We start from the raw sequence: 26,946 nt of genomic DNA, 5'->3' as shown, positions 1-26,946 counted from the left end.
TCCCCGGGAGGAACCGATCGTGTTGTCCCCCACCCACAAGAGGGCCTCGCTGCTCGCGTCCGGTGCCGCCGTCGCCGGGCTGCTGATCAGCTCCCTCGCCTCCGGCGGCGTCTCGTACGCGGCCGACAACGAGAGCTGTCGCCCCGACGGCCTCTACAAGACGCCCGGCGTCGACGTCCCGTACTGCTCGGTGTACGACACCGAGGGCCGCGAGAAGATGGGCGCGGACCACCAGCGCCGCGTCATCGGCTACTTCACCGGCTGGCGCACCGGGAAGAACGGCGAGCCCGCCTATCTCGCCTCCGACATCCCGTGGGACAAGGTCACCCACATCAACTACGCCTTCGGCCACGTCGGCGGCGACAACAAGCTCTCCGTGGGCACGGACGGGCCGGGCAACGCCGCCACCGGGATGACCTGGCCCGGTGTCGCGGGCGCCGAGATGGACCCGGCACTCCCCTACAAGGGCCATTTCAACCTGCTCACCAAGTTCAAGAAGCAGCACCCGGACGTGAAGACGCTGATCTCCGTCGGCGGCTGGGCGGAGACCGGCGGCTACTTCGACGACAGCGGCGACCGGGTGAGCTCCGGCGGCTTCTACTCGATGGCCACCAACGCCGACGGTTCGGTCAACCAGGCCGGGATCGACACCTTCGCCGACTCGGCCGTCGACTTCATCCGGAAGTACGGGTTCAACGGCGTCGACATCGACTACGAGTACCCGACCACGATGAAGGACTCGGGCAACCCGCTCGACTGGCAGCTCTCCAACGCCCGCCGGGCCGGTCTCGTCCAGGGCTACGCGGCCCTGATGAAGTCGCTGCGCGAGAAGCTCGACCGGGCCGGCGCCACCGACGGCAGGCACTACATGCTCACCGTCGCCGCGCCCTCCTCCGGCTATCTGCTGCGCGGCATGGAGACCTTCCAGATGCAGCGGTATCTGGACTACGTCAACATCATGTCCTACGACCTGCACGGCGCCTGGAACGAGTACGTCGGCCCGAACGCCTCGCTGTTCGACGACGGCAAGGACGCCGAGCTCGCCGCCGCGAGCGTGTACTCCACCTCGCAGTACGGGGGCATCGGCTACCTCAACACCGACTGGGCCTATCACTACTTCCGCGGCTCGATGCCGTCCGGCCGGATCAACATCGGCCTGCCGTACTACACCCGCGGCTTCAAGAACGTGCAGGGCGGCACCGACGGCCTGTGGGGCAAGGCCGCCACGACCACCTGCCCGGCCGGCTCCGGCCTGACCAAGTGCGGTGACGGCGCCGTCGGCATCGACAACCTGTGGCACGACAAGGACACCAACGGGCAGGAGTCGCCCGCCGGTTCCAACCCGATGTGGCACGCCAAGAACCTCGAGAAGGGGATCGTCGGCGACTACGTCACCCAGTACGGCTTCCCCGCGAACACCGCGCTGACCGGCAGCTACGCCCGCAAGTACGACTCGACCCTGGTCGCGCCGTGGCTGTGGAACGCCGAGAAGAAGGTCTTCCTCTCCACCGAGGACGAGCAGTCCGTGGGCGCCAAGGCCGACTACGTGGTCGACCGCGGCATCGGCGGGACCATGATCTGGGAGCTGGCCGGCGACTACGCGTGGAACGCCGCCAAGGGCCAGTACGAGATGGGCTCCACGCTCACCTCGCTGATGTACGACAAGTTCAAGGCCGCCACCCCCTACGGCGCGAAGAAGTCGAACAAGGCGCTGCCGGCCCAGGCCGTGAACGTGGGCGTGGAGTTCACCGAGTTCAAGCTCGGCGACTCCAACTACCCGATCACCCCGAAGCTGAAGATCACCAACAACACCGCCACCACGCTGCCCGGCGGCACGGAGTTCCAGTTCGACTACGCCACCTCGGCGCCGAACAACGCCTCCGACCAGTCCGGCTTCGGCACCAAGGTGATCAGCAGCGACCACACGGGCAGCAACGTGGGCGGCCTGAAGGGGGACTTCCACCGGGTCTCGCTGAAGCTCCCGGCCTGGCAGTCGCTCGCCCCGGGCGCCACCGTCGACCTGGCGTTCAACTACTACCTGCCGGTGTCGACCCCGTCGAACTGGACGGTGAACATCAACGGCACGACGTACGCGCTCGCCGGTGACCTGGCGCGCGGTACGACGACGGTGGAGCCGGGGGGCTCGACCGCCACCCCGACGCCGACGCCGACCCCGACCACCACCTCGCCGACCCCGACGCCGACCCCGACGCCGACCGGCGGCACCTGCACCGACCCGGCGTACGTGGCCGGCCAGGTCTACACCGGCGGCACGGTCGTCTCCCACAAGGGCCACAGCTGGAAGGCCAAGTGGTGGACGCAGAACGAGGAGCCCGGCACGACCGGCGAGTGGGGCGTCTGGCAGGACCTCGGCGCCTGCTGAGCCCTGCACCGCCCTCGTAACACCGCATGAAATGCCCCCGGCGGCGGTTCTCACGGCCCTTGCCGCCGCCGGGCCTCCCACCCGCGCCGCGTCCCCCTGTCCGGGACGCGGCGCGGACACGTTTCCCTGGACTGTCGCGCGTTACGGGAAGAGCTCGTCCTGCGCCGCGTCGCGGGCCCGCAGCAGCGCGCCCCGCAGCACCGCCGCGTCGCCGAGCGCGGTCGCGCGCACCTCGGTGCGCAACGGCGAGAGCCCGGCGAGGGCGGCCTCGACGCGGGCTGCGAGCTCGGGGCCGCCCTGGTGGCCGGTCTCGCCGGCCAGGACCACGCAGCCCGGGTCGAGGACGGCGGCGACGGCCGCCGCGCCGACCGCCAGGCGCTGGGCGAGGGCGTCGAGGAAGGGGCCGTGGCCGGAGCCGAGTGCCGTGGCCGGGTCCAGGCCGTGGGCGGCGGCCAGGGCGTCGACGGCGGCCACGCAGGCCAGCTCGTGGAAGCCGCCGTCGCAGCCGGTGGCCGAGGGCAGTCCCGAGGTCATGGGCACGGGCAGGAAGCCGATCTCGCCGGCACCGCCGGAGGCCCCGCGGCGCAGCCGCCCGTCGAGGACGACGGCCGCGCCGACGCCCTGGCCGAGCCAGAGCAGGACGAAGTCGTCGCGGTCGCGGGCCGCGCCCGCGCGCAGTTCGGCGACGGCGGCGAGGTTGGTCTCGTTCTCGACCAGGACGCGGGCGGGCAGGCGTTCCTGGAGGACGCCGATGAGCCGGCGGTGCCAGGCGGGCAGTCCGGTGGAGTCGCGCAGTTCGCCGGTGGCCGGGTCGATGAGGCCGGGCGCGCCGACGGCGACCGTGTGCAGCCGGTCGGCGCCGGCCTCCTTCGCGGCCTGCTGGAGGAGCGTGACGGCCTGTTCCACGGCGGCGCCGGTGCCGCCGGCCTCGCCGACGGGCGCCGCGGCCTCGGCGAGGGTGGTGCCGAGGAGGTCGGCGACGACGACGGAGACGGAGCGGGTGCGCACGTCGAGGGCGGCGAGATGGGCCCGGTCGGCGACGATCCCGTAGAGCTTGGCGTTGGGGCCGCGGCGCTCGGCGCCGGTCTCGCCGACCACGTGCACGAGTCCGGAGCCGCTGAGCCGTTCGACGAGGTCGGCGACGGTGGGGCGGGACAGTCCGGTGAGCGTCTTCAGCTGGGTCGCCGTCAACGGGCCCTCGTCCTGGAGCAGTCGCAGGGCGAGCCGGTCGTTGATGGCCCGTGCGGTGCTCGGGGATGCGGCCATGCGGGGATCCTCTCAGACGATCAGGTGCGCCCCCGGCCTCGGACCACTATTTATCAGGCAGGGTTCCTGATAGTTTACGCGAACACACCAGGCCGAGGGAGGGACCCATGACGGCAGAGACCGTCTTCACCACCGAGCGGCTGCGGCGGGCCCGATACGCCGTCGCCGCCGTCTTCTGCGTGCACGGCGCGGTCACCGGCAGCTTCGCCACCCGCATCCCCTGGATCCAGGAGCACGCGGACGTCGGCGCGGGGCAGCTCGGCCTCGCCCTGGCCTTCCCCGCCATCGGCGCCTCGCTGGCGATGCCGCTGGCCGGGGCGATCAGCCACCGCTTCGGCGCCCGCACCGCGCTGCGCGGACTGCTCGCGCTGTGGACCCTCGCGCTGACGCTGCCCTCGCTCGCGCCCGACGTCTACGGCCTGTGCGCGGCGCTCCTCGTCTACGGCGCCACCGCCGGCATGTCCGACGTCGCCATGAACGCGCTCGGCGTGGAGACCGAGAACCGGCTCGGCCGCTCGATCATGTCCAGCCTGCACGGCATGTGGAGCCTGGGCGCCCTGCTCGGCTCGGCGGCCGGCACGGTCGCCGCACACCTCGGCGGCGACGCCCGGATCCACCATCTGGTCGCCGCCCTGGTGCTCACCGCGCTCGGGCTCGCCGCCTGCCAGGGCGTGCTCGACCTGCACAGCGCGCCCGAGGAGGAGGCCCCGCCGCGCTTCGCGCTGCCGCCGAAGTCCGCCCTGGTCATCGGCGCCATCGGGTTCTGCGGGGTGTTCGCCGAGGGAGCCAGCCTGGACTGGTCGGCGGTCTACCTCAAGGAGGAGCTGGGCAGTTCGGCCGGGCTCGCCGCCGCCTCCACCACCGCCTTCGCGCTCACCATGGCCGTGGCGCGCCTGGTCGGCGACCGCGTGGTGGACCGCTTCGGCGCGGTGCGCACGGTACGGGTCGGGGGCGCCGCCGCCACCCTCGGCGGGCTGCTCGTGGTGGCCGCCCCGCACGCGGCCCTCGCGATGGCCGGGTTCGGCCTCATCGGCCTGGGCGTCGCGGTGGTCGTGCCGCTCGCCTTCGCCGCCGCCGGGCGCAGCGGCCCGAACCCCAGCCAGGCCATCGCGGGCGTCGCCACCATCACGTACACCTCGGGGCTCGTCGCCCCCTCGGCGATCGGCGGCATCGCCGACGCGACCTCGCTGGTGTTCTCCTTCGGTCTGGTGACCCTGCTGACCTTCGGCCTGGTGCTCGGCGCGGGCGTGCTGCGGTCGGGCGGGCGCACGAGGTCCGCGGCGGCCACGGCCGGCGCACCCGAAAAGGTCCGCTGACCTGCGGCGCCTACCATATGGCTGATTCTTTTCCCCGGAGAACTGGAGCGAGCACATGAGCCTCGGCGTGCGATGGACCCTGCACGGCGACGGGAGGACACCCGCTCCGGGTGCGGTCGTCCGGCCGGACGAGCGCCTGTCCTGGCCCCGTACGGTCGGGCTCGGCGCCCAGCACGTGGTGGCCATGTTCGGCGCGTCGTTCGTGGCGCCGGTCCTGATGGGCCTGGACCCGAACCTCGCGATCATGATGTCCGGTGTCGCCACCGTGATCTTCCTGCTCGCGACCCGCGGCACGGTCCCCTCGTACCTGGGCTGTTCACTCTCCTTCGTGGGCGTCTCCGCCGCGATCCGGGCCTCCGGCGGCACCAGTGCCACCGTGACCGGCGCGGTCCTGGTGGTCGGCGCGGTGCTGTTCCTCGTCGGTCTCGCGGTGCGGAGGTTCGGCGCGCGGATCATCCACGCGGCGATGCCGCCGATCGTCACCGGTGCGGTCGTCATGCTGATCGGCTTCAACCTGGCACCGGTCACCGCCGCCACGTACTGGCCGCAGGACCAGTGGACGGCCCTGCTCGTCATGCTGTTCACCGGTCTGGCCGTGGTCTGCCTGCGCGGCTTCTGGTCGCGGATCGCGATCTTCCTCGGCCTGGTCTTCGGCTACGGCATCTCCTGGGGCTTCGACCTGGTCTTCGGCCAGATCCACTCGCAGTCGGCGAGCGGGCAGATCACCGACCACTGGCGGCTCGACCTCTCCGGCGTGGCGAAGGCCGACTGGATCGGTCTGCCCGGCCTGCACGGCCCGAGCTTCCAGTGGTCCGCGATCCTCGTGGCGCTGCCCGTGGTCATCGCCCTGGTCGCCGAGAACGCCGGCCACGTCAAGGCGGTCGGCGAGATGACCGGCGACCCGCTGGACGACAAGCTCGGCACGGCCATCGCCGCCGACGGCGCCGCGTCCATGCTGTCCACCGCCGTGGGCGGCCCGCCGAACACCACCTACTCCGAGAACATCGGCGTCATGGCGGCCACCCGGGTCTACTCCACCGCCGCCTACTGGGCCGCCGCCGGCTTCGCGCTGCTCTTCGGTCTCTGCCCCAAGTTCGGCGCGGTCGTCGCCGCCATCCCGGGCGGTGTGCTCGGCGGCATCACCGTCATCCTCTACGGCATGATCGGCCTGCTCGGCGCCCAGATCTGGATCAACGCCAAGGTCGACCTGCGCAACCCGCTCAACCTGGTGCCCGCCGCGGCCGGCATCATCATCGGCGTCGGCGGCGTGAAGCTCACCTTCACCGACACCTTCGAGCTCGGCGGCATCGCGCTCGGCACGATCGTGGTCATCACCGGCTACCACGTGCTGCGCGCCTTCGCCCCGGCCCATCTGAAGCAGCAGGAGCCCCTGCTCGACTCCGGCACCAGCTCGTACGAGACGGGCGAGGAGTCCGTGGCGAAGTAAGGGCGCATTCGCCCGTTCTGGGGAAGCCGGGCGGCGGAACCCCACCGTCCGGTCCTCCGGCTGCCACCCTGCACCCATGGCGCAGACCCAGGACATCCAGCTCGGGCCGTTCACGGCCGTCGACCCCGTGGTGGCCCGCATGCGGGCGATCCGCGCCGCCTGGCACCCGGCCGACGGGGTCGCGGTGTTCAACCGGGTCTATCTGACCGTCACCGAGGAGATCGGCCGGGCCATCGAGTCCGGCTCCTTCGCCGACCGGCGGGCCGCCGCCACCCTCGACGTGCGGTTCGCCCAGCGCTATCTGTCGGTGGTCGACGCGGTCGCCGCCGGCGGCCCGGCGCCCGCCTGCTGGCGCCCGCTCTTCCACTTCCGGCGGCATCCCGGCGTACGCCCGCTGCAGTTCGCGCTCGCCGGGATCAACGCGCACATCGGGCACGACCTGGCCCTCGCCGTCGTCGACACCTGCCGCACCCTGGACTGCGCGCCCGGGGACCTGGAGGACGAGTTCGACCGGGTCGGCGACGTCCTCGTGCTTCTGGAGGAGCGGATCCGGGACGAACTGATGCCGGGCCCGGACCTCCTGGAGGTCGCGGACCCGCTGACGCATCTGCTCGGCTGCTGGAGCCTGGACCGGGCCCGCGACGGGGCCTGGCTCGCCGCCCGCTCGCTGTGGCAGCTGCGGCGGCTGCCCGACCTGGCCGAGGAGTTCACCGAACGCCTCGACCGGTCGGTGGGCCTGGTGGGGCGGATGCTGCTCACACCCCTTGCCAGGCCGTAGCGAGGATCAGTCCTCCGGCAGCTCGACCGGGGCGATCTCGTCGTACACGTCGCCCGGGCCCGGGTTGGTGCCGTCGGTCGCGCCGCCGAGGTGGTTCATGACACCCCACACCGCGTTGAGCGCGGTCGTGACGGCGCCCTCGGCCCAGCCGGCCGTCCAGGAGATGTCGTCGCCGGCGAGGAAGACGCCCCGCTTGTCCTCGGGCAGCCGGTCCTGCATGAAGTGCGTGTACAGGCGCCGCTGGTAGCGGTAGTGGCCCGGCAGGTTGGCCTTGAACGCGCCCATGAAGTAGGGCTCGTTCTCCCAGGAGACCGTCGACGGGTTGCCGATGATGTGGCTGCGGATGTCGACCTTCGGATAGATCTCCGACAGCGACTTCAGCATGACCTCCATCCGCTCGTTCGCGGACAGCGGCAGCCACTTCAGGCTGTCGTCGCACCAGGTGTACGAGAGGCAGATCACGGCGGGCTTGTCCGGACCGTTGTCCAGCAGGTAGGTGCCCCGGGTCATGCGGTCCGTCAGCGTCATCGACATGACGTCCCGGCCCGTCTCCTCGTCCTTGTCCAGCCAGAACGGCCGGTCGACCGGGACGAAGAGCTTCGAGGACTCCATGTAGTGGGTGCGCTCGATCGCCGTCCAGTGGTCGATCGGGAAGAGCGAGTCGTCGCACTCGATCTTGGAGAGCAGCATCCAGGACTGGGCGGTGAAGATCGCCGTCTTGTACGTGTTGATGTCGCCGTTCGCGTCGGTGACGGTGATCCGGTTGCCCGCGGTGCGCTGCAGCCGGGTCACGGCCGGGCGCGGCTCGCCGTCCGCGTGCAGGGACCTCAGGGACGTGCCCTGCGCCCAGTGCACGATCTTCTCCGGCTCACGCTCCCACAGGCGCAGCGGGAGGGCCTGCGAACCCTCGACGATGCCGCGGTGGTGGTCGTCGGCCTCGGTGTAGACGACCCGCAGGATCTCCAGGATGGAGTTGGGGAAGTCGGTGTCCCAGCCGCCGGTGCCGAAGCCGACCTGGCCGAAGATCTCGCGGTGCCGGAAGGACTTGAAGGCCTCGGACTCGCAGAGGAAGCCGTAGAACGTCTGGTTGTCGAGCTTCTCGACCAGCTTGGCCCAGATCTCGCGGATCTTCGGCACGTCGCGCTCGCGCATCGCGCGGTTCATGTCGGAGAAGTCGGCGCCCTCGTCGAGGCACCTGTTCCAGGCGTCGGCGACATCACGGTAGACCTGCGGCAGGTCGTCGATGGTCTCCGCGTAGTGCGACTCGCCCTTGAGGTCGACGACGGTCGACGGGGTGGCCTCGGCCAGCGGGTTGGGGAACGGCTTGGTGGTCAGGCCCACCAGGTCGATGTAGTGCTGGAGCGCGGTGGAGGAGGGCGGGAAGCGCATCGCGCCGTACTCGCAGCTCAGCCCCTCGGTGCCGGTGCCCTCGAAGCCGACGGTGCGCAGCCGGCCGCCTATCTGGTCGGCCTCGTACACGACGGGCTTGAGGCCCATCTTCATCAGCTCGTAGGCGGAGACCAGACCGGACAGACCGCCGCCGATGATCGCGACCTCGGTGCCGTGCTCGGTCGCCGGGACCTGGCCGAGACCGGCCGGGTGGGCCAGGAAGTCGTCGTAGGCGTACGGGAAGTCCGGACCGAACATGGTGATCGGCGACTGCTGCTCGTCGGCGTGCTCGACGGCGTTGGGCACGGTGGACGTCATGGGGTACGGACTCCTTGCGCGAAGCGGGTGAGGCAGGGGTGGGACCGGGCGGGGACGGCTCTAGACGAGGGAGCCGTACAGGCCGGGGCGGCGGTCGCGGAGATAGGGGTTCTCCGCGCGGGAGGCCGCGAGGAAGTCGGGGTCGGCGTCGCCGAGGACGAGGTCCTCGCCACGCCCGGCGCGGGCCCGGGCGGTGCCGTCGGGGCCGGCCAGGACGGACAGGCCGACGAACTCGAAGTCGCCCTCGGGGCCGGTCCGGTTGGCGTACGCGATGTAGAGCTGGTTCTCGAAGGCGCGCACGGGGACGACGGACAGCGGGACGATCTCGGCCGGGTGCATCAGCGCGGTGGGCACCAGGAGGAGGTCGGTGCCGGCCAGCGCGTGCGCCCGTACGTTCTCGGGGAACTCGACGTCGTAGCAGATCATCAGGCCGACCGTGAGGCCGCCGAGCTCCGCCTGGACGACGGCGTCGTCACCGGGCGTGAACCACTTCAGCTCGAAGTCGCCGAAGAGGTGGGTCTTCCGGTAGTGGGCGAGCCGGGTTCCGTCGGGGCCGAAGAGCTGGGCGGAGTTGTAGATCACGCCGTGCCGCTCGGTGTCGCGCTCCGGGTATCCGTAGCCGACGGCCAGGCCGTGGCGGGCGGCGATCGCGGCGACCGCCTCGGCGGAGGGGCCGTCGGCCGGCTCGGCCAGGCGGGCCATGCCGTCGCCGATGGCGTAGCCGGTGAGGAACAGCTCGGGGGCGAGCAGTACGGCGGCGCTGGCGGCCGCCGCCCGGCCCGCGGCCTCGTCGAGGACCTTGAGGTTGGCGGCCACGTCACCGAGCTCGCCTGAGCTCTGGAGCAGTGCGGTGCGCAGCGCGGGCATGAGCCGTCCTCGGAGGTCGAAGGTGAGGGAGGAGTTCAAGGGGAAGCTGTCAAAAACGGTACGGTTTCGGACTCGGCCGGGACAAGGCGCGACCGTTGCGGACCGACCGTCGAACCGTTGCGCGATCACCCGCCTCCGTGGTGATTCGTTGCGCACCCCTCGCGGGGTGATCGTCCACAGGTCGTACGCCTCCCCCGCCGCGCGGCGGAAGCGGGGACCGTTCCCGGGCTCGATGTCCCGGCGGGCGCGGGCCGGAAGAGTGGTGGGCGTCCGGTTGACCTGCCGAAAGGACCGACATGAACCGCGTTACCAAGATCGCCGCCGTGTCCGCCGCACTGCTGCTCACCCTGGCCGCGGGCGGTGCCGCCACCGCCGACACCGACTGGGCGGGCAGGGGGCCGCGCGAGGCGGCGGCGCTGACCGGCACGGCCAAGCTGTACCGCCCGGCGGGCGACGACATCACGTTCGGCTTCGACGCGCATCTGGCGGCGAAGGACAACATGGACCCGGAGGCGGCGACCGGCACCTTCCGGTTCAGCCACTACAAGGGCGACTGGGGCGGCTACGCGGTGGCGAAGGTCGACTGCCTGGTCACCGGCGGCAAGGTCGCCGTGGTGACGGGCGTGGTCACGGAGACGGACGTGGACGCCTTCCGGGGCAAGCGCGTCGGCGTCTCCGTGCACGACCTCGGGAAGCACGACCGGCTGGGCTACAGCTGGATCGGCAAGGACACGGAGGCGAAGCTGCCGAAGTGCATGGGCTCCGCCCCCTTCGAGAAGGTGAAGGCAGGCACCGGCGACTTCCAGGTGCTGCCCTGGCAGCTCGACTACCCGACCGAGTAGGGCCGGGGACGCGAAGAGGGCGGGCCGCCCCACGGGGGTGGGCGGCCCGCCCTCTTCGCGAGCGGTCCTTACGCGGGCGAGCCCGAGGAGAAGCGCCGCAGCAGCGGCGACAGCACAAGCACGGACTTGGTGCGCTCCACGAAGGGCTCGCCCGCGATGCGCTCCAGGACGCGCTCGAAGTGGCGCATGTCGGAGGCGAAGACCTGCACGACGGCGTCCGCGTCACCGGTCACGGTCGACGCGGACACCACCTCCGGATACCGCTCCAACCCCCGCCGGATGTCCTCCGGCGAGGTGTTGTGGCGGCAGTAGATCTCGACGAACCCCTCCGTCTCCCAGCCGAGCGCCGCCGGGTCCACCCGCACGGTGAAGCCGGTGATGGCGCCTTCGGCCCGGAGCCGGTCCACGCGCCGCTTCACGGCGGGCGCGGAGAGTCCGACGAGCGAGCCGATGTCGGCGTAGCTACGGCGGGCGTCCTCCGCGAGGGCGTGGACGATGCGTTCGTCGAGGTCGTTGAGTCGCACTACGGGTGGATCACTTCTCTGCGGGGGTCTCTGCCGCCGGGGCGGCGGTGGCCGGGGCCGTGGCCAGTCGGGAGCGGCGCATGCCGTACAGGAAGTAGAACACGAGTCCCGCGACCATCCAGCAACCGAAGACCGCCCAGGTCACGGTGTCGAGGCTGAACATGTTGTACGCGCAGAAGAGGAAGCCGAGCACCGGGAAGACCGGGCCGAGCGCCACCTTGAAGGTGCGCGGCATGTCGGGGCGGGTGTAGCGGAGCACGATCACCGCGATGTTGACCAGGCCGAAGGCGAAGAGGGTGCCGATGCTGGTGGCGTCGACGAGCTTGCCCAGCGGGATGACCGAGGCGAGGGCGGCGCAGAACAGGGAGACGATCACCGTGTTGACGCGCGGGGTGCCCGTCTTGGCGCTGACCTTGCCGAAGGCCTTCGGGACGAGACCGTCGCGGGACATCGCGAAGAGCACGCGGGTCTGGCCGTAGAGGACGGTCAGGACGACGCTGGCGATGGAGATGACGGCGCCGGCGGCCAGCATCGTGCCCCAGAAGGTCTGGCCGGTGACGTCGTTCATGATCGCGGCCAGGGTGGCCTCGGAGCCCTCGAAGTCCTTCCAGTGCCAGGCGCCGACCGCGACGGCGGCGACGAGCACGTAGAGGACGGTGACGATGAGCAGCGAGAGCATGATCGCCCGCGGCAGGTCGCGCTTGGGGTTCTTGGCCTCCTCGCCGGCCGTGGAGGCGGCGTCGAAGCCGATGTACGAGAAGAACAGGCTGGCGCTGGCGGCGCCGACGCCGGCCATGCCGAGCGGCATGAAGTCCTTGTAGTTGCCGGACTTGAAGCCCATGAAGCCGATGGCGCAGAAGAGCGCGAGCGCGGCGATCTTCACCACGACCATGATCGTGTTGACCACGGCGGACTCACGGGCGCCGCCGAGCAGGAAGACCATGGCGAGCAGCACGACGATCAGGCCGGGCAGGTTGATGATGCCGCCCTCGCCGGGGGCGGAGGACAGCACCTCGGGGATGGTGACGCCGATGGTGCCGTCGAGCAGCTCGTTGAGGTACTCGCCCCAGCCGACCGCCACCGCGGCCACGGAGACGCCGTACTCCAGGACCAGACACCAGCCGCAGACCCAGGCGACGAGCTCGCCCATCGTTGCGTACGCGTACGAGTACGAGGAACCGGCGACCGGTATGGAGCCGGCCAGCTCGGCGTACGAGAGGGCCGAGAAGAGCGCGGTGAGACCGGCGATCACGAACGAGAGCGTGACGGCGGGGCCGGCCTCGGGGACCGCGGTGCCGAGCACGACGAAGATGCCGGTGCCGAGCGTCGCACCGATGCTGATCATGGTCAGCTGCCACATGGTGAGCGAGCGGCGGAGCGTGCCGCCCTCACCCTGGCCACCCTCCGCGACCAGGTTCTCTACCGGCTTGCGGCGGGTCAGGGCGGAGAGCCCGGAGGTCTTGCGGGCGGTCGGGACGGTCGTGTCCTCGACCGGTGGGGCTGCGCCGTGGTCCAGCACTGCGGGGGCTCCTTATCGCTGCCTGTCGACGAGCGGGGACCGCGGCGGTGCGCGGGCGTGCGAAAGCAGGCCCACGGGGGAAGGGGAACCGCCGAGCAGGCGGTCGCCGCCACTCCTGGTACGGGGCACGAGCCTAAGGGGTGAAGCTTCGCACTCGTAATGCAGGGTTGTTGCGCAGTGCCGGATGATCATTGCGCGCTCGGCGCACGAACGGGGAAACATTGCGCTCCCCCGCATGAATCGACACATCGGGGGCATTGCGCGACCTCCCGTGACCCTTGACTCCGCAGGGCGTTTGACCCACGCTGCACCCGCCCGAACGGAGGTCCCCGGTGAGCTGGCTGGAGCCCGAACCCTTTCTGCGCGGCACGGCCTGGCGGGACGGCGACCGCCCGGTCCGGGCCGACCCGGCCGATCTGGCCCGCCTGCCCTGGGACATCGCCCGGCGGGCCGAGCTGCCGATCGGGGTACGCCTGGAGTTCACGGCCGCCCCGGGCACCCGGGCGGTACTGCTGCGCTACCGGGCGGCGCTCCCGGCGCCGGGCGACGCGCTGCGCGCGCTGCGGCACGGCTTCGCCCTCTGGCAGGGCGCCCGATGCCTGGCGGAGGTGTTCGCGGAGCCCGCCGAGGAGGGCACCGTACGGATCCGGCTCCCGCCCGGAGGCGGCGAGTTCACCGTCCATCTGCCGGAGGGCCAGGCCCCCGTCGCGCACGGTCTGCGGGCCGTCGGCGGCGCCCTGACGCCGGCCCCGCGCCGCCCGCGCTGGCTGGTCCACGGCGACTCGATCACCGAGGGCTGGTGGGCGACCCGGCCCGCCCACTCGTGGCCCGCCGCGGCCGGCCGGCTGCTCGGCCTCGACCCGGTGAACCTCGGTTACGCGGGCGGGGCACGCGGCGAACTCCCGCTCGCCGAGCACCTCGCCCGGCTCCCCGGCGAACTGATCACCCTCGCCTTCGGCACCAACTGCTGGGCGGCCGTGCCCTGTTCGGCGCCGCTGCTCTACGAGACCACCCGGGCGTTCCTCGCCCTGGTGCGCCGCGGCCACCCGGACACCCCGCTGCTGCTCCTCTCCCCCGTGCTGCGCCCGGCGGCCGAACACACCGGCAACGCCCTGGGCGCCACGCTCACCGAGCTGCGGACGGCCATGGAGGCGGCCGTACGGGACCTGGCGGCGGCGGGCGACGACCGCCTCGCCCTGCTCCCCGGCGGCCCGCTGCTCGCCCCGGACGACCTCGCGGACGGCCTGCACCCCAACGACCGCGGCCACGCCCGCATCGCGGCGGCGGTGGCGGAGGCGCTGCGGGAGGCGGGCTTCGTGGGCCGTCCGGTCGGCCCGGCCGCCTGCGGCCCGTGACGGCGCCGCGCCCGGCCCCGTAACGGCGCCGCCGCAACGCCGCGGGCCCCCGGGAACGATTGTCCCGGGGGCCCGCGGCGTCATGTGCTCGGTGCGGGGCTCAGCTCCAGCTGGCGTGCAGCGGCTTGCCCTCCGCGTAACCGGCGGCGGACTGGATGCCGACGACGGCGCGCTCCTCGAACTCGGCGAGGTTGCTCGCGCCCGCGTAGGTGCAGGAGGAGCGGACACCGGCGATGATCGAGTCGATCAGGTCCTCGACGCCCGGACGCTGCGGGTCCAGGAACATCCGCGAGGTGGAGATGCCCTCCTCGAAGAGCGCCTTGCGGGCGCGGTCGTACGAGGACTCCTCGGAGGTCCGGTTCTTGACGGCGCGGGCCGAGGCCATGCCGAAGGACTCCTTGTAGGCACGGCCCTGGGCGTCGTGCTGGAGGTCGCCCGGGGACTCGTAGGTGCCGGCGAACCAGGAGCCGATCATCACGTTCGACGCGCCGGCGGCGAGCGCCATGGCGACGTCGCGCGGGTGCCGGACACCGCCGTCGGCCCACACGTGCTTGCCGTACTTCTTCGCCTCGGCGGCGCACTCCATGACGGCCGAGAACTGCGGGCGGCCCACGCCGGTCATCATGCGGGTGGTGCACATGGCGCCGGGGCCCACACCGACCTTGATGATGTCCGCGCCGGCCTCGATGAGGTCCTTGACGCCCTCGGCGGCGACGATGTTGCCGGCCACGATCGGGACCTGCGGGTCGAGCGCCCGGACGGTGCGGATCGCGGAGATCATCGACTCCTGGTGGCCGTGCGCGGTGTCGATGACGAGCGTGTCCACGCCCGCGTCGAGCAGCTGCTTGGCCTTGCCCGCCACGTCGCCGTTGATGCCGACGGCGGCGGCGATGCGCAGGCCGCCGTTCTTGTCGACGGCCGGGCTGTAGAGGGTCGCGCGCAGCGCGCCCTTGCGGGTGAGGATGCCGACGAGCTTGCCGTCCTCGTCGACCGCCGGGGCGTAGCGCCGGTTCGCGTTGTCGAGGACGGTGAAGGCCTCGCGCGGCTCGATGCCGGCGTCGAGCAGCAGCAGGTCCTTGGACATGACCTCGGACAGCTGGGTGAAGCGGTCCACACCCGACAGGTCGGCGTCGGTGACGACACCGATGGGGCGGCGCTCGTCGTCGACGACGACCCCGGCGTCGTGCGCCCGCTTGGGCAGCAGGGCCAGCGCGTCGGCGACGGTCTGGTGCGGCTCCAGGACGATCGGGGTGTCGAGGACCAGGTGGCGGGACTTGACCCAGCCGATGACGTCGGTGACGACCTCGATCGGGATGTCCTGCGGGATGACGACCAGGCCACCGCGGCGGGCGACGGTCTCGGCCATGCGGCGGCCGGCGATGGCGGTCATGTTGGCGACGACCAGCGGGATCGTCGTACCCGTTCCGTCGGGGGCGGAGAGGTCCACGGCCTGGCGGGAACCCACGGCCGAGCGGCTCGGCACCATGAACACATCGTCGTACGTGAGGTCGTACGGCGGCTTGACGTCATTGAGGAAACGCACGTGCTGACATCCCAGTCGTTCGGATCGGCCCCTAGGCATTTCAGCCAGGGGAAAAAGCACGTAGTTCATTGTCCCACGCCGGTACCAATACCAGCCCCGGGCCGATCATCCGAGCCTTCCGGGGGACCTTTCGTCGGATCCTCCGAAGACCTCGCCCAGGGAGAGGAGGACGGTGAGGCGGGTGGGGCGTTCCTCGACGGCCGAGGCGAAGACGTCCTGGGCGAGCTGCCACTCGCGCGGGTGGGTACGGGCGTAGCCCTGCCAGCCGGTGACGACCAGGGCGACCGGCTCGGGCAGGTCGGTCAGACAGTCGGCGAGCGCGTCCCAGTTGCGCCCGAACCAGTCCGGCAGGGCGAGCGCGGCGGCGCTGCGGTCCATGAAGGCGGCCTTGTCGGTGACCCCGTACAGGTCGAGGACGATCGTGTCGCCGAGGTCGTCGAGTCTCATTCGGCGACCACCTCCCGGAAGCTCTCGTAGTGGTCGTCGGTGTAGTAGATCTCCCCGTCCCGGCCGGTGACGATGCGGCGGGCGCCGCGGTCGCGTTCGCCGGGGGTCCGCACGGTGTACTCGTGGTAGTAGCCGCGCTTGTGCTGCGGCAGCACCTTCTCGAAGTTCGAGAACACGGAGCCGTCCTTGGCGTACGGGAAGGGCCCGTCGCCGCGGATCAGGGCGAGGGTCCGGCGGGCCTCGGCCGGCAGCTCGGCCTCGCGGACCGTGGGCAGGCCGGAGACGGCGGTACGGGACGGGGCCGCCGCGGTACGAGAAGGGGCCGCGGTACGAGAGGGGGCCGCCGCGGTGGTCGCGGTGCCGTCCGTGGCGGTTCCGGTGCCGCCGGAGCAGCCGGTGAGAAGGAGCGTGAGCCCGGCGAACAGGGCGAGCCCGAGCCGGGCGCAACGCGTGATCATGCCCCGATGCTGCCACCGCCCCGCCCCGGCGGCGTGCCGGTACGGGGCGGAGAGCGGCGGCGTGTCGGTCAGCGGCCGTCCGGGTCCGCGCGGTCCAGGGCCGGGCGCGGGCCGGGGCTGAACTCGGTCAGCAGGTAGTCGGCGGCCGAGCGGTCGGTCACCAGGCTGGTGACCAGGCCGGAGCGGAGCACCGCGCCGATCGCCGCCGCCTTGCGCTGGCCGCCGGCGATGGCGACCACCTCGGGGATCCGGCGCAGCCGGTCCGCCTCGACGGTGATGCAGCGCTCGCCGAGGTCGCGGCCGACCCGACGGCCCTCGGTGTCGAAGAGGTGCGCGGACATCTCGGCGGCGACACCGAGCGAGGCGTAGTGGGCGCGCTCGGCGTCGGACAGCATGTCGTGGACGGTGGAGATGCCCGGCTCCCAGGAGCCGATGGACACACAGGCCACGGTGACCTTGTCGAAGTACTCGAAGGCCCGCGCGATGCCGGTCTGGCTGCGCAGCGCGTTGGCGGTCGCCGCGTCGGGCAGCAGCATCGGCGCGTAGATGGGGTGCGCCTCGCCGCCGGAGACCTGGGCGGCCCGGCGGACCGCCTCGACCGAGCCGCGCTCGGCCGTGCCCGCGTCGTACACACCGGTGAGCTGGACGACCGTGCAGGGCGGCAGCCGGTCGAGCGCGGCCGCCATGTGGATGGTGGACCGGCCCCAGGCCAGGCCCAGGACGTCGCCCTCGGTGACCAGCTCGCCGAGCAGGTCGGCCGCGACCTCGCCGAGGTTCTCCGGGTCGGGCGACTCGTCCTCGCCCTCCGCCGGGGACTCGACGACCACGGCGTGCCGCAGCCCGTAGCGGGCGCGCAGCGCGTCGGAGCGCTCGGCGTCCAGCTCGGCCGGCACACGGATCTCGATGCGCACGAGGTCGCGCTCCAGGGCGGTCTCCAGGACCCGCGCCACCTTGAAGCGGCTCACGCCGAACTCCTCGGCGATCTGGATCTTGGACTTGCCCTCGAGGTAGAAGCGGCGCGCCATGGCCGCCGCCTGCACGAGCTCCGCGGGGCCCATCCGCAGGGCTGACCGTCCCGCCGACATTCCCGCCACCGCGATCTCCTCACTGCTGTTCACGTACGGCTGCTCTGTGCCGCCGGGGCGCCGGTTCGGGGCGCCGCCGCGGCTTGGTCAAGGTGGTGCTGTTCACACTCTGGACTCACCGTTCATCCTGTCAGATCCGGCGGGTCCTGAACGGCCGTGTCGGTGGCCCGACGGGCCGCGTTCACGTACCGGTGGGTCAGTGGAGGCTCAGTGGCCACACGCCCACGCCGCCGAGGCGGTCGCGGATTCGGCACTGGCCCGGAGGGAACGGACGGCGTCGGCCGGGTCGGCCGCCCCGTAGACGGCGGAGCCGGCCACGAAGACGTCGGCGCCGGCCTCGGCACACCGCTCGATGGTGGACGCGGAGACGCCGCCGTCGACCTGGAGCCACAGCTCCAGACCGTGCTTGGAGATCAGCTCACGGGTGCGGCGGATCTTCGGCAGCATGATGTCGAGGAAGGCCTGGCCGCCGAAGCCGGGCTCGACGGTCATGATCAGGAGCATGTCGAGCTCCGGAAGCAGGTCCTCGAACGGCTCGATCGGGGTGGCCGGCTTGAGCGCCATGGACGCCCGGGCGCCCTTGGCGCGGATCTCCCGGGCGAGGCGCACCGGCGCGGCCGCCGCCTCCACGTGGAAGGTGACGGAGCCGGCGCCGGCCTCGACGTACTGCGGGGCCCAGCGGTCCGGGTCCTCGATCATCAGGTGGCAGTCGAGCGGGGTGTCCGTGGCCCGGCTCAGCGACTCGACGATCGGCACGCCCAGCGTCAGATTGGGCACGAAGTGGTTGTCCATCACGTCGACGTGCAGCCAGTCGGCCCCGTCGACCGCCTTCGCCTCATCGGCGAGCCGGGCGAAGTCCGCGGACAGGATGCTGGGATTGATCTGCGCCATGTGCCAAGCCTGCCATGTTCTTGAGGACTTCTTTGCCGCGAAGCGGTTCGGATCCTGTGGGGGCCGCTTCACGCCGGGGACGTAATGGTACAGACCAGTTGATTCCGCCGGTAGGGCTCAGGCCGTGCGGCGGATCAGGGCCAGGTACATGGCGTCCGTACCGTGCAGATGCGGCCACAGCTGGACGTCGGGGCCGTCGCCGAGCGACGGGACGCCGGGCAGCAGCGGGCGGGCGTCGATCAGCTCCGCGCCGCCGGTCTTCTTCAGGACGTCGTCCACGACCACCCGGGTCTCGGCCAGGTGCGGCGAGCAGGTCGCGTAGCCGACCACGCCGCCGACCCGGACCGCGCGCAACGCCTCGGTGAGCAGGCCGCGCTGGAGCGGGGCGAAGCCGTCGAGGTCGCCGGGGCGGCGGCGCCAGCGGGCTTCCGGGCGGCGGCGCAGCGCACCGAGACCGGAGCAGGGCACGTCCATCAGGACCCGGTCGAAGCTGCCCTCGCGCCACGGCGGGCGGGTGCCGTCGGCGGCGATGACCTGGTACGGGCCGGGGTTGCCGGCCAGCGCGCGCTCGACGAGCCGGGCGCGGTGCGGCTGCTTCTCGGAGGCGAGCAGCGCGGCGCCGCGCTCGGCCGCGAGGGCGCCGAGCAGGGCCGCCTTGCCGCCGGGGCCGGCGCAGCCGTCGAGCCAGCGGGTGTCGGGGCCGTCCAGCGGCGCGTTGGCGAGGGCGATCGCGACGAGCTGGCTGCCCTCGTCCTGGACGCCGGCCCGGCCCTCCCGTACGGCCTCGATGGCGCCGGGCTCGCCGCCCTCGGCGAGCCGCACGGCGTACGGCGACCAGCGCCCGGGCCGGGTGTCCTCGCCGGTCAGCTCGGCGGTGGTGGCCCGGCCGGGCCGGGCGACCAGGGTGACCTCGGGCCGCTCGTTGTCGGCCGTGAGGAGCTCCTCGATGCCGGCCCGGCCTCCGCCGAGCGCGTCCCAGAGCGCGGAGACCACCCAGCGGGGGTGCGAGTGGACCACCGCGAGGTGGTCCTCGGCGTCGTCCTCGTAGGGCGGCGCGACCCGCGCCACCCAGGTGTCGAAGTCGTCCTGGGCGATCTTGCGCAGCACGGCGTTCACGAACTTGGCCCGCCCGTCGCCGAGCACCACGCGGGCCAGCTCGACGGTGGCCGACACGGCGGCGTGGCTGGGGATGCGGGTGCCGAGCAGCTGGTGCGCGCCGAGCGCCAGGACGTCGAGCACCGGCGGGTCGACCTCGCGCAGCGGCCGGTCGACACAGGCCGCGATGATCGAGTCGTACGTGCCCTGCCGGCGCAGGGTCCCGTACACCAGCTCGGTCGCGAGCGCCGCGTCCCGCCCGTCGAAGCCCTCGTTCTTCTCCCGTGCCTTCTTCAGCAGCGGCGGCAGCACCAGGTTGGCGTAGGCGTCCCGCTCGTCCACCGCCCGCAGCACCTCGAAGGCCAGGATCCGGACCGGGTCCTTCTTGGGCCGCCGGTGCGGCCGGGGGGCCTTGGGGGACGTGGGGGTGCGGCGACGTGCCTGCTCGCTCAAAGGTGCTCCGCGTGGCGAAAGGAAGAGAAGAGGTCGAACCTCCTCAGCCTACGTCCGCGCGCCCCTGCCGGGGAAAACGGCCGTGCCTGATCGCCCAGGCGTCGGCGGCGATCAGGCACCGGACGGGCCGCGTACCGCCGCCGTCCGCCAGGAGCCCTCCGGCAGCGGCGGCATGCCCTGCCGCTACGCCCCGACCCGCTCGCCCGGCGCGATGCGCACGCCGCGCGCCCAGTCGGCCGCCTTCATCGGCTTCTTGCCCTGGGGCTGCACCCAGAGGAGCTCCACCGCGTGGGAGCCGGTGCCGACGTACACGTTGTTCTTGCCGGCCGCGAGCTCGCCCGGGGCGAGGTCCGTGCGGTCGTGCACGAGGGCGGCCTGGACGATCTTCAGGCGCTCGCCGCGGAACAGGGTCCAGGCGCCGGGGGCCGGGGTGCAGCCGCGGATCACCCGGTCGACGCGCAGCGCCGGGGCGGCGAAGTCGACGTGGGCGTCCTCGACCTGGATCTTCGGGGCGAGGGTGATGCCCTCGGCGGGCTGCTGCACGGCCTTCAGGGTGCCGTCCTCGATGCCGTCCATGGTCGCGGCGAGCAGCCCGGCACCCGCGAACGCGAGCCGGGTCAGCAGGTCGCCGCTGGTGTCGGTGGGCCGCACGTCCTCGGTGACGACGCCGTACACCGGGCCGGAGTCGAGGCCCTCCTCGATCTGGAAGGTCGACGCGCCGGTCACCTGGTCGCCGGCCATCAGCGAGTGCTGCACCGGGGCGGCGCCGCGCCACGCGGGCAGCAGCGAGAAGTGCAGGTTGACCCAGCCGTGGGCGGGGATGTCGAGCGCCACGCGCGGCAGCAGCGCGCCGTAGGCCACGACGGGGCAGCAGTCGGGCGCGATCTCCCGGAGCCGCGCGAGGAACGCCTCGTCGCGCGGCCGCTCCGGCTTGAGCACCTCGATCCCGGCCTCCTCCGCGCGCTCGGCGACGGGGCTCGCGACGAGCCGCCGGCCGCGCCCGGCGGGCGCGTCGGGCCGGGTGACGACGGCGGCCACCTCGTGCCGCCCGGAGGCGAGCAGGGCGTCCAGGGCGGGTACGGCGACCTCGGGGGTGCCGGCGAAGACCAGCTTCACGCGGGAGAACCTCGCAACTAGGGGGCGGTGACGGGCAGCGCACCAGTCTATGCGTCGTCAGGTGCGGGGGCTTCCCGCGGGCGGGGCGGGCGCGGGGGTCGGGGGCGTACGGGCGGGCGAGCGCCCTGCGCATATGCGGATACGCCCCCGCAGCGTGACCCAACCCCAAGTGGCGCGTTGGTCAAGAGAGATTGACCGAATCGGGTCGCCCCTCCCCCTGCGACCCGCTCCCTTTCACGCCGGTTCGAGAGGCTCATCCATGGCCGACCACGCAACCCACGACGCCCAGGCCCGGGCAAGTCTGCACCTGCTCGTGCGGGACATCGAGCGGGTACGGCGGCAGGTGGACGCACTGCGCACGCTCACGGCCCAGCTGGGCAATGTCTACCGCCCGCGCCGCACCGCCCCTTCGACGGGCTTCGTCGTCTACGGACGCGCCCCCGCCCCCACCGTCCGCCTCGCCCAGGAGCTCCGGGACAGCGTCGAGACCCTGGTGACCGCCGCGGTGGACTTCGACCGCTCGCTCGGGTTCTCGTGGGACGCGGTGGGCTCCGCGCTCGGAGTCACCAAGCAGGCTGTCCACCGCCGTTACGGTTCCCGCCGCGCCCCGCAGCCGGGTGGCGCCCTGGAGCAGGAGCGGGCGGCGGAGCCCGGTACCACCCGCACCATGCCCGTGGTGCCGCCGGCCCGCAGCATGCCGCCGCAGCCCACCTCGGGCAGCCAGGCGCTCCGCGAGGAGCAGCGCCCGCCGGTCTTCCCGGCCCCGCGCAACGGCTGAGCAGCCGGAAGCGCGTACGAAAGGGCCGCCCGCCGTACCGCGGGCGGCCCTTCGCGCATCCGCGCCGGGGGCGCTCAGCCGATGTCGGGCGGGTCGACCCTGACCCGGACCGGCTCGCCGCCGCCGCGGGCCAGCCGGGAGGCCTGGGCGCGTTTGAGGGCGGTGGCGAGCGCGGCGCCGCTGCCGGGCGGGACGCGGATCAGGGCGCGGTCCCACTGCTCACCGGGCGGGGTGTCGCCCGGGCGGCGCGGGCCGCCGGGCCGGGTCACGGGCAGCGGGACGGGGCCCAGGATCTCGGCGTCGGGGGGCAGTTCGGCGCCGTGCAGGAAGGCGGCGAGGGCGTCCGTGGGACCGGAGACGGCGGCCATCCGGGAGACCGGCGGGAAGCCCAGCTCGGCCCGCTCGGCCAGCTCGCGCTGGGCGTGCCCGACCGGGTCCCAGCGGACCAGGGCCTGGACCGGCCGCAGGGTGGGCTCGGCGACGACCACGACGGTGCCGCCGTCGCCCTGGCCGCGTACCAGCGAGGCGGCGTCGATCCAGCGGCGCAGCGCCTCCTCGCCGGCCCGCAGGTCGGGGCGGCCGAGCATGGCCCAGCCGTCGAGGAGCAGCGCGGCCGCGTAGCCGCCGTCGGCGACGGGTTCGGCGCCGGGCGTGCTGACGACGAGCGCGGGCCGGTCGGGGACCCGGTCGAGGACATGGTCGCGGCCGGAGGTGCGCACGGGTACGGCGGGGAAGGCGCGGCCCAGTTCCTCGGCGGTGCGCCGGGCGCCGACGATCTGCGCGCGCAGCCGGTCCGAGCCGCAGGCCACGCAGTGCCAGTCGGGTGCGCCGCGCCCGCACCAGGCGCAGTGCAGCTCCTGCTGCTCGGGGGCCTCCAGGGGGCCGGAGCAGTGCCGGCAGCGGGCGGGCGTCCGGCAGCGCTCGCAGGCCAGGCGGGGTACGTAGCCCCGGCGCGGGACCTGGACGAGCACGGGGCCGGTCTTCAGTCCCTCCCGTACGGTCTGCCAGGCGACGGTGGGCAGCCGGGCGGCGCGGGCGGCCTCGTCGCGGGCGAGGTCGGTGTCGCCGACGGTACGGATCCGGGGGGCGGCGACCCGTACCTGCTCGCGGCCGGGCAGCAGCGGCCGGGCCCAGCCGGACTCGACGAGTTGGGCGGCCTCGACGGTGCAGCTGACGGAGCCGAGCAGGAAGGCGCAGCGGTCGTGGGCGGCGCGGAGCAGCAGGACGTCGCGGGCGTGCGGCTGGGGGGCGTGCGGTTCGCTGTGGCTGGTGTCGCCGTCGTCCCAGATGACGGCGAGGCCGAGGTCGCGCACCGGCGCGAACATGGCGGCGCGGGTGCCGACGACGGCGCGGACGGCGCCGCGCCGGACGGCGAGCCACTGCGCGTACCGCTTCTCGGGTCCGGCCTCGGCGGTGAGCAGGGCGTGCCGGCCCTCCCCGAGCAGCGCGGTGAGGGCGGCGTCGACGCGGTCGGCGGCCCGGCCGTCGGGGACGACGACGAGGGCGCCGCGGCCGGAGGCGAGGGTGGCGGCGACGGCGCGGGCGATCTCCTCGGCCCAGTGCGGCCCGGGCAGCGCGTTCCACACGGCCCGGGGGGCGCCGCCGTGGGCCAGCGCCGCCAGGAACGCCGCGCCCTGCTCGTACCGCGCCCAGCTGCCCGGCTCGGGCGCGGACGGCCGGGGCAGCGGCTCGGGCGAGGCCTTCGCCTCGGCGCGGGCGTTGCGCGGCGGGACGGCGAGCTGCAGCACGTCGGCCAGGCTGCCCGCGTACCGGTCGGCGACGGCGCGGGCGAGTCCGAGCAGCTCGGGTCCGAGGACGGGCTCGGGCGAGACGACGTCGGCGAGCGCGGCCAGCGGCCCGGAGTAGTCGGACTCGGCCCTCCGCTCGATCAGGAAGCCGTCGATGAGCCGCCCGCCCTCGCGCCGCCCGCCCCGCACCTGATGCGCCCCGGCCCCGAACCGCACCCGCACCCGCACCCCGGGCCGCGCGGCCTCGTCGAGCTCCTCGGGCACGGCGTAGTCGAAGAACTGGTCGAGGTGCAGCACGCCCTTGTTCACCACGACCCGCGCGACCGGCAGCTCCTTGGCGAGCGCGGCCCCCCGCCAGGTCCGCGGCTTCGCCCGCGGCACCTTCGCCCTGCGCACCGTCTCCCGGATGAGCGCGAGCTGCTCGGGCTCCTCGTGCCCCCCGCGCCCGTCGCCTCCGGGCTTCTCGTTCTCGCTGCTCACAGCCCCATACCTACCAGACGCCACCGACAGGGGCGGCGGTACGCCGAAGGCCCGGCCACCCCGTCCAGGGGTGCCGGGCCTTCGTGGGGCTGTGGTGCGGCGGGATCAGATGCCCGCGGCGGCCCTGAGGGCGTCCACGCGGTCGGTGCGCTCCCAGGTGAAGTCCGGCAGCTCACGGCCGAAGTGGCCGTAGGCGGCGGTCTGGGAGTAGATCGGGCGGAGCAGGTCGAGGTCGCGGATGATCGCGGCCGGGCGGAGGTCGAAGACCTCGGCGATGGCGGTCTCGATCTTCTCGGTCTCGATCGTGTTGGTGCCGAAGGTCTCGACGAAGAGGCCGACGGGCTCCGCCTTGCCGATGGCGTACGCGACCTGGACCTCGCAGCGGGAGGCGAGGCCCGCGGCGACGACGTTCTTGGCGACCCAGCGCATGGCGTAGGCGGCCGAGCGGTCGACCTTCGACGGGTCCTTGCCGGAGAAGGCGCCGCCGCCGTGGCGGGCCATGCCGCCGTACGTGTCGATGATGATCTTGCGGCCGGTGAGGCCGGCGTCGCCCATCGGGCCGCCGATCTCGAAGCGTCCGGTCGGGTTCACCAGGAGGCGGTAGCCGTCGGTGTCGAGCTTGATGCCGTCCTCGACGAGCTGCTTCAGGACGTGCTCGACGACGAACTCGCGGATGTCGGGCGCGAGCAGCGACTCCAGGTCGATGTCGGAGGCGTGCTGCGAGGAGACGACCACGGTGTCGAGGCGGACGGCCTTGTCGCCGTCGTACTCGATGGTGACCTGGGTCTTGCCGTCGGGGCGCAGGTACGGGATGGTCCCGTTCTTGCGGACCTCGGTCAGGCGGCGGGAGAGCCGGTGCGCGAGGTGGATCGGGAGCGGCATGAGCTCCGGGGTCTCGTCCGAGGCGTAGCCGAACATCAGGCCCTGGTCGCCGGCGCCCTGCTTGTCCAGCTCGTCCTCGTCGCCCTCGACGCGCTTCTCGTAGGCGGTGTCCACGCCCTGCGCGATGTCGGGGGACTGCGACCCGATGGAGACCGAGACGCCGCAGGAGGCGCCGTCGAAGCCCTTCTTCGAGGAGTCGTACCCGATCTCGAGGATCTTGTTGCGGACGAGGGTCGGGATGTCCGCCCAGGCCTTCGTGGTGACCTCACCGGCGACGTGCACGAGGCCGGTCGTGATCAGCGTCTCGACGGCGACGCGGGAGGTGGGGTCCTCCCTGAGCAGTGCGTCGAGGATGGTGTCGCTGATCTGGTCAGCGATCTTGTCGGGGTGACCTTCGGTCACGGACTCCGAGGTGAACAGACGACGGGACACAACGCTCCCTGGGTTGCAGCGGCTGCTGGCTATCAATGACGGACCGGCAGGGGGCTGCGCCCCGCGACGTTCCATGGACAGTCTAATGGGCACGGCCGACCATCTGGCCAGGACTTCCGACCGGCGATCACGTGATCTATGCGCCATTCGGGGATTTCGGCCGACCGTTACGCCCGGTTTACGGGAATTCCCGGGGCGGCGCGCACCCGGCACTCGCCGTGGGGACGGAATTCACCCGGAGAGGGGGCGCAGCCGGGGCAGGACCAGGTCCCACACCGTCTCCGCCAGCGCCTCCTTCGGTCCGTACGGGACCGGGGTCTCGGTTCCGTCGGCGGCGAGGACCACGGCCTCGTTCTCCTCCGAGCCGAAGGTCTTGCGCTCCCCCACCTCGTTGACGACGAGCAGGTCACAGCCCTTGCGCTGGAGCTTCTTCCGTCCGTTGGCGAGCACGTCGTCGGTCTCGGCGGCGAAACCGACGACGACCTGGCCCGGCAGCGCGCGGTCCGCGGAGAGCCCCGCGAGGATGTCCGGATTCCGCACCAGCCCGATGGTGGGCGCGCCGCCGTCGTCGCTCTTCTTGATCTTGCCGGTGGCGTACTCGGCGGGGCGGAAGTCGGCGACCGCGGCGGCCATCACCACGGCGTCGGCGTCGCCGACGGCCTTGAGGACGGCCTCGCGCAGCTGGACGGCGGTGCCGACGCGGACCACGTCGACGCCGGCCGGGTCGGGCAGCCCGGTGTTGGCCTCGATCAGGGTGACCCGGGCGCCGCGGGCGGCGGCCGCCTTGGCCAGGGCGTAGCCCTGCTTGCCGGAGGAGCGGTTGCCCAGGTAGCGGACCGGGTCGAGGGGCTCGCGGGTGCCGCCCGCGCTGACCACGACATGCCGGCCGGCCAGGTCGGGGGTGGCCACCCCGCGGGCCAGGACCCGGCGGCAGACCTCGAAGATCTCGCCGGGGTCGGGCAGCCGGCCCTTGCCGGTGTCGACGCCGGTGAGGCGCCCGACGGCGGGCTCGATGACCACGGCGCCGCGGCGGCGCAGCGTGGCCACGTTCTCCTGGGTGGCCGGGTGCTCCCACATCTCGGTGTGCATGGCCGGGGCGAAGACCACCGGACAGCGGGCGGTGAGCAGGGTGTTGGTGAGCAGGTCGTCGGCGAGTCCGTGGGCCGCCTTGGCCAGCATGTCGGCGGTGGCGGGGGCGACCACGACGAGGTCGGCGCCCTGGCCGATGCGCACGTGCGGGACCTCGTGGACGGACTCCCAGACCTCGGTGGAGACCGGGTTGCCGGAGAGGGCGGACCAGGTGGCGGCGCCGACGAAGTGCAGCGCGGAGTCGGTCGGGACGACGCGGACCTCGTGGCCCGACTCGGTGAGCCGGCGCAGCAGCTCGCACGCCTTGTACGCGGCGATGCCGCCGCTCACGCCCAGCACGACCTTCGGCTTCGTCGTCACCACTGTCACTCCCCGCACTCGGATGCGTACGACCCTCCGTACGACTCCATGAGACACCACAGGCCCGGCGGATGTTCCGCCGGGC

The 26,946-nt window shown here is 72.9% G+C and carries 22 protein-coding genes; 7 read left to right on the top strand and 15 right to left on the bottom strand.

The genetic code is table 11. The features are described 5' to 3' along the window. The first annotated feature begins 19 nt into the window (after positions 1 to 19). On the top strand, positions 20 to 2,383 hold the full coding sequence (locus tag AB0M18_RS07265) for a chitinase C-terminal domain-containing protein (protein ID WP_365755814.1): 2,364 nt from the start codon (positions 20 to 22) through the stop codon (positions 2,381 to 2,383). A gap of 141 nt (positions 2,384 to 2,524) precedes the next feature. Here AB0M18_RS07265 and AB0M18_RS07260 read toward each other — a convergent pair whose 3' ends face one another. Further along, positions 2,525 to 3,649 (bottom strand): ROK family transcriptional regulator, encoded by a 1,125-nt coding sequence (locus tag AB0M18_RS07260; protein WP_365755813.1) that lies wholly within the window; start codon positions 3,647 to 3,649, stop codon positions 2,525 to 2,527. Positions 3,650 to 3,756: 107 nt separating this feature from the next. Here AB0M18_RS07260 and AB0M18_RS07255 point away from each other — a divergent pair, with 107 nt between their 5' ends. The 3 genes from AB0M18_RS07255 (at position 3,757) to AB0M18_RS07245 (ending at position 7,190) form a co-directional block, all read left to right on the top strand. Beyond that, positions 3,757 to 4,965: an MFS transporter gene (locus tag AB0M18_RS07255; protein ID WP_365755812.1), complete on the top strand. Its 1,209-nt coding sequence runs from the start codon at positions 3,757 to 3,759 to the stop codon at positions 4,963 to 4,965. Positions 4,966 to 5,020: 55 nt separating this feature from the next. Next, positions 5,021 to 6,412, top strand: coding sequence for a solute carrier family 23 protein (locus tag AB0M18_RS07250; RefSeq protein WP_365755811.1), 1,392 nt, complete (start codon positions 5,021 to 5,023; stop codon positions 6,410 to 6,412). Between the two features lie 76 nt (positions 6,413 to 6,488). After that, positions 6,489 to 7,190 (top strand): DUF5995 family protein, encoded by a 702-nt coding sequence (locus AB0M18_RS07245; RefSeq protein ID WP_365755810.1) that lies wholly within the window; start codon positions 6,489 to 6,491, stop codon positions 7,188 to 7,190. 6 nt (positions 7,191 to 7,196) lie between these two features. Here AB0M18_RS07245 and AB0M18_RS07240 read toward each other — a convergent pair whose 3' ends face one another. Both AB0M18_RS07240 and AB0M18_RS07235 read right to left on the bottom strand, forming a co-directional pair. Continuing rightward, the gene (locus tag AB0M18_RS07240) at positions 7,197 to 8,897 is read right to left on the bottom strand and encodes an NAD(P)/FAD-dependent oxidoreductase (RefSeq protein ID WP_365755809.1); all 1,701 of its coding nucleotides are present in this window, start codon (positions 8,895 to 8,897) and stop codon (positions 7,197 to 7,199) included. Positions 8,898 to 8,957: 60 nt separating this feature from the next. Beyond that, positions 8,958 to 9,764, bottom strand: a complete 807-nt coding sequence (locus AB0M18_RS07235) for a carbon-nitrogen hydrolase family protein (RefSeq protein ID WP_365755880.1) — start codon at positions 9,762 to 9,764, stop codon at positions 8,958 to 8,960. Positions 9,765 to 10,060: 296 nt separating this feature from the next. Here AB0M18_RS07235 and AB0M18_RS07230 point away from each other — a divergent pair, with 296 nt between their 5' ends. Beyond that, complete coding sequence (locus AB0M18_RS07230) at positions 10,061 to 10,606, top strand: Repetin (RefSeq protein ID WP_365755808.1); 546 nt, start codon at positions 10,061 to 10,063, stop codon at positions 10,604 to 10,606. Positions 10,607 to 10,674: 68 nt separating this feature from the next. Here the strand turns inward: AB0M18_RS07230 and AB0M18_RS07225 are convergent, their stop codons facing one another. Beyond that, positions 10,675 to 11,130 carry an Lrp/AsnC family transcriptional regulator gene (locus AB0M18_RS07225; protein WP_030691274.1) on the bottom strand — a complete coding sequence of 152 codons (456 nt, stop codon included), beginning with the start codon at positions 11,128 to 11,130 and terminating at the stop codon, positions 10,675 to 10,677. A 10-nt stretch (positions 11,131 to 11,140) separates the two neighbouring features. Next, on the bottom strand, positions 11,141 to 12,649 hold the full coding sequence (locus AB0M18_RS07220) for an amino acid permease (protein WP_365755807.1): 1,509 nt from the start codon (positions 12,647 to 12,649) through the stop codon (positions 11,141 to 11,143). A 332-nt stretch (positions 12,650 to 12,981) separates the two neighbouring features. Here AB0M18_RS07220 and AB0M18_RS07215 point away from each other — a divergent pair, with 332 nt between their 5' ends. Next, complete coding sequence (locus AB0M18_RS07215) at positions 12,982 to 14,004, top strand: GDSL-type esterase/lipase family protein (protein ID WP_365755806.1); 1,023 nt, start codon at positions 12,982 to 12,984, stop codon at positions 14,002 to 14,004. Positions 14,005 to 14,104: 100 nt separating this feature from the next. Here AB0M18_RS07215 and AB0M18_RS07210 read toward each other — a convergent pair whose 3' ends face one another. From AB0M18_RS07210 to fmt, 7 genes are all read right to left on the bottom strand, one after another. After that, the gene (locus AB0M18_RS07210) at positions 14,105 to 15,547 is read right to left on the bottom strand and encodes a GuaB1 family IMP dehydrogenase-related protein (RefSeq protein ID WP_365755805.1); all 1,443 of its coding nucleotides are present in this window, start codon (positions 15,545 to 15,547) and stop codon (positions 14,105 to 14,107) included. 105 nt (positions 15,548 to 15,652) lie between these two features. Continuing rightward, positions 15,653 to 15,994, bottom strand: coding sequence for a barstar family protein (locus AB0M18_RS07205; RefSeq protein WP_365755804.1), 342 nt, complete (start codon positions 15,992 to 15,994; stop codon positions 15,653 to 15,655). After that, complete coding sequence (locus AB0M18_RS07200; protein ID WP_365755803.1) at positions 15,991 to 16,452, bottom strand: ribonuclease domain-containing protein; 462 nt, start codon at positions 16,450 to 16,452, stop codon at positions 15,991 to 15,993. Before AB0M18_RS07200 ends, AB0M18_RS07205 begins: the two co-directional genes overlap by 4 nt. A gap of 68 nt (positions 16,453 to 16,520) precedes the next feature. Continuing rightward, positions 16,521 to 17,570 (bottom strand): sugar-binding domain-containing protein, encoded by a 1,050-nt coding sequence (locus tag AB0M18_RS07195; RefSeq protein ID WP_365755802.1) that lies wholly within the window; start codon positions 17,568 to 17,570, stop codon positions 16,521 to 16,523. A 174-nt stretch (positions 17,571 to 17,744) separates the two neighbouring features. Further along, the gene (gene rpe, locus AB0M18_RS07190) at positions 17,745 to 18,428 is read right to left on the bottom strand and encodes a ribulose-phosphate 3-epimerase (RefSeq protein WP_365755801.1); all 684 of its coding nucleotides are present in this window, start codon (positions 18,426 to 18,428) and stop codon (positions 17,745 to 17,747) included. A 117-nt stretch (positions 18,429 to 18,545) separates the two neighbouring features. Continuing rightward, positions 18,546 to 19,976 (bottom strand): transcription antitermination factor NusB, encoded by a 1,431-nt coding sequence (locus AB0M18_RS07185; protein WP_365755800.1) that lies wholly within the window; start codon positions 19,974 to 19,976, stop codon positions 18,546 to 18,548. Between the two features lie 183 nt (positions 19,977 to 20,159). After that, positions 20,160 to 21,092 (bottom strand): methionyl-tRNA formyltransferase, encoded by a 933-nt coding sequence (fmt, locus tag AB0M18_RS07180; protein WP_365755799.1) that lies wholly within the window; start codon positions 21,090 to 21,092, stop codon positions 20,160 to 20,162. 259 nt (positions 21,093 to 21,351) lie between these two features. On the opposite strand from fmt, the gene AB0M18_RS07175 reads away from it, so the two are divergent. Next, positions 21,352 to 21,870, top strand: a complete 519-nt coding sequence (locus AB0M18_RS07175) for a hypothetical protein (RefSeq protein WP_365755798.1) — start codon at positions 21,352 to 21,354, stop codon at positions 21,868 to 21,870. A 74-nt stretch (positions 21,871 to 21,944) separates the two neighbouring features. Here AB0M18_RS07175 and AB0M18_RS07170 read toward each other — a convergent pair whose 3' ends face one another. The 3 genes from AB0M18_RS07170 to coaBC all read right to left on the bottom strand — a co-directional run bounded on the left by AB0M18_RS07170 (position 21,945) and on the right by coaBC (position 26,861). Next, positions 21,945 to 24,098, bottom strand: coding sequence for a primosomal protein N' (locus tag AB0M18_RS07170; RefSeq protein WP_365755797.1), 2,154 nt, complete (start codon positions 24,096 to 24,098; stop codon positions 21,945 to 21,947). 105 nt (positions 24,099 to 24,203) lie between these two features. Then, positions 24,204 to 25,412, bottom strand: a complete 1,209-nt coding sequence (metK, locus tag AB0M18_RS07165; protein WP_365755796.1) for a methionine adenosyltransferase — start codon at positions 25,410 to 25,412, stop codon at positions 24,204 to 24,206. 231 nt (positions 25,413 to 25,643) lie between these two features. Beyond that, positions 25,644 to 26,861, bottom strand: a complete 1,218-nt coding sequence (gene coaBC, locus AB0M18_RS07160; RefSeq protein ID WP_365755795.1) for a bifunctional phosphopantothenoylcysteine decarboxylase/phosphopantothenate--cysteine ligase CoaBC — start codon at positions 26,859 to 26,861, stop codon at positions 25,644 to 25,646. Positions 26,862 to 26,946 lie beyond the last annotated feature (85 nt).

Source organism: Streptomyces sp. NPDC051909, from assembly GCF_040681095.1.
GTDB lineage: Bacteria > Actinomycetota > Actinomycetes > Streptomycetales > Streptomycetaceae > Streptomyces.
This window is presented reverse-complemented; position numbering and strand designations above follow the sequence as displayed.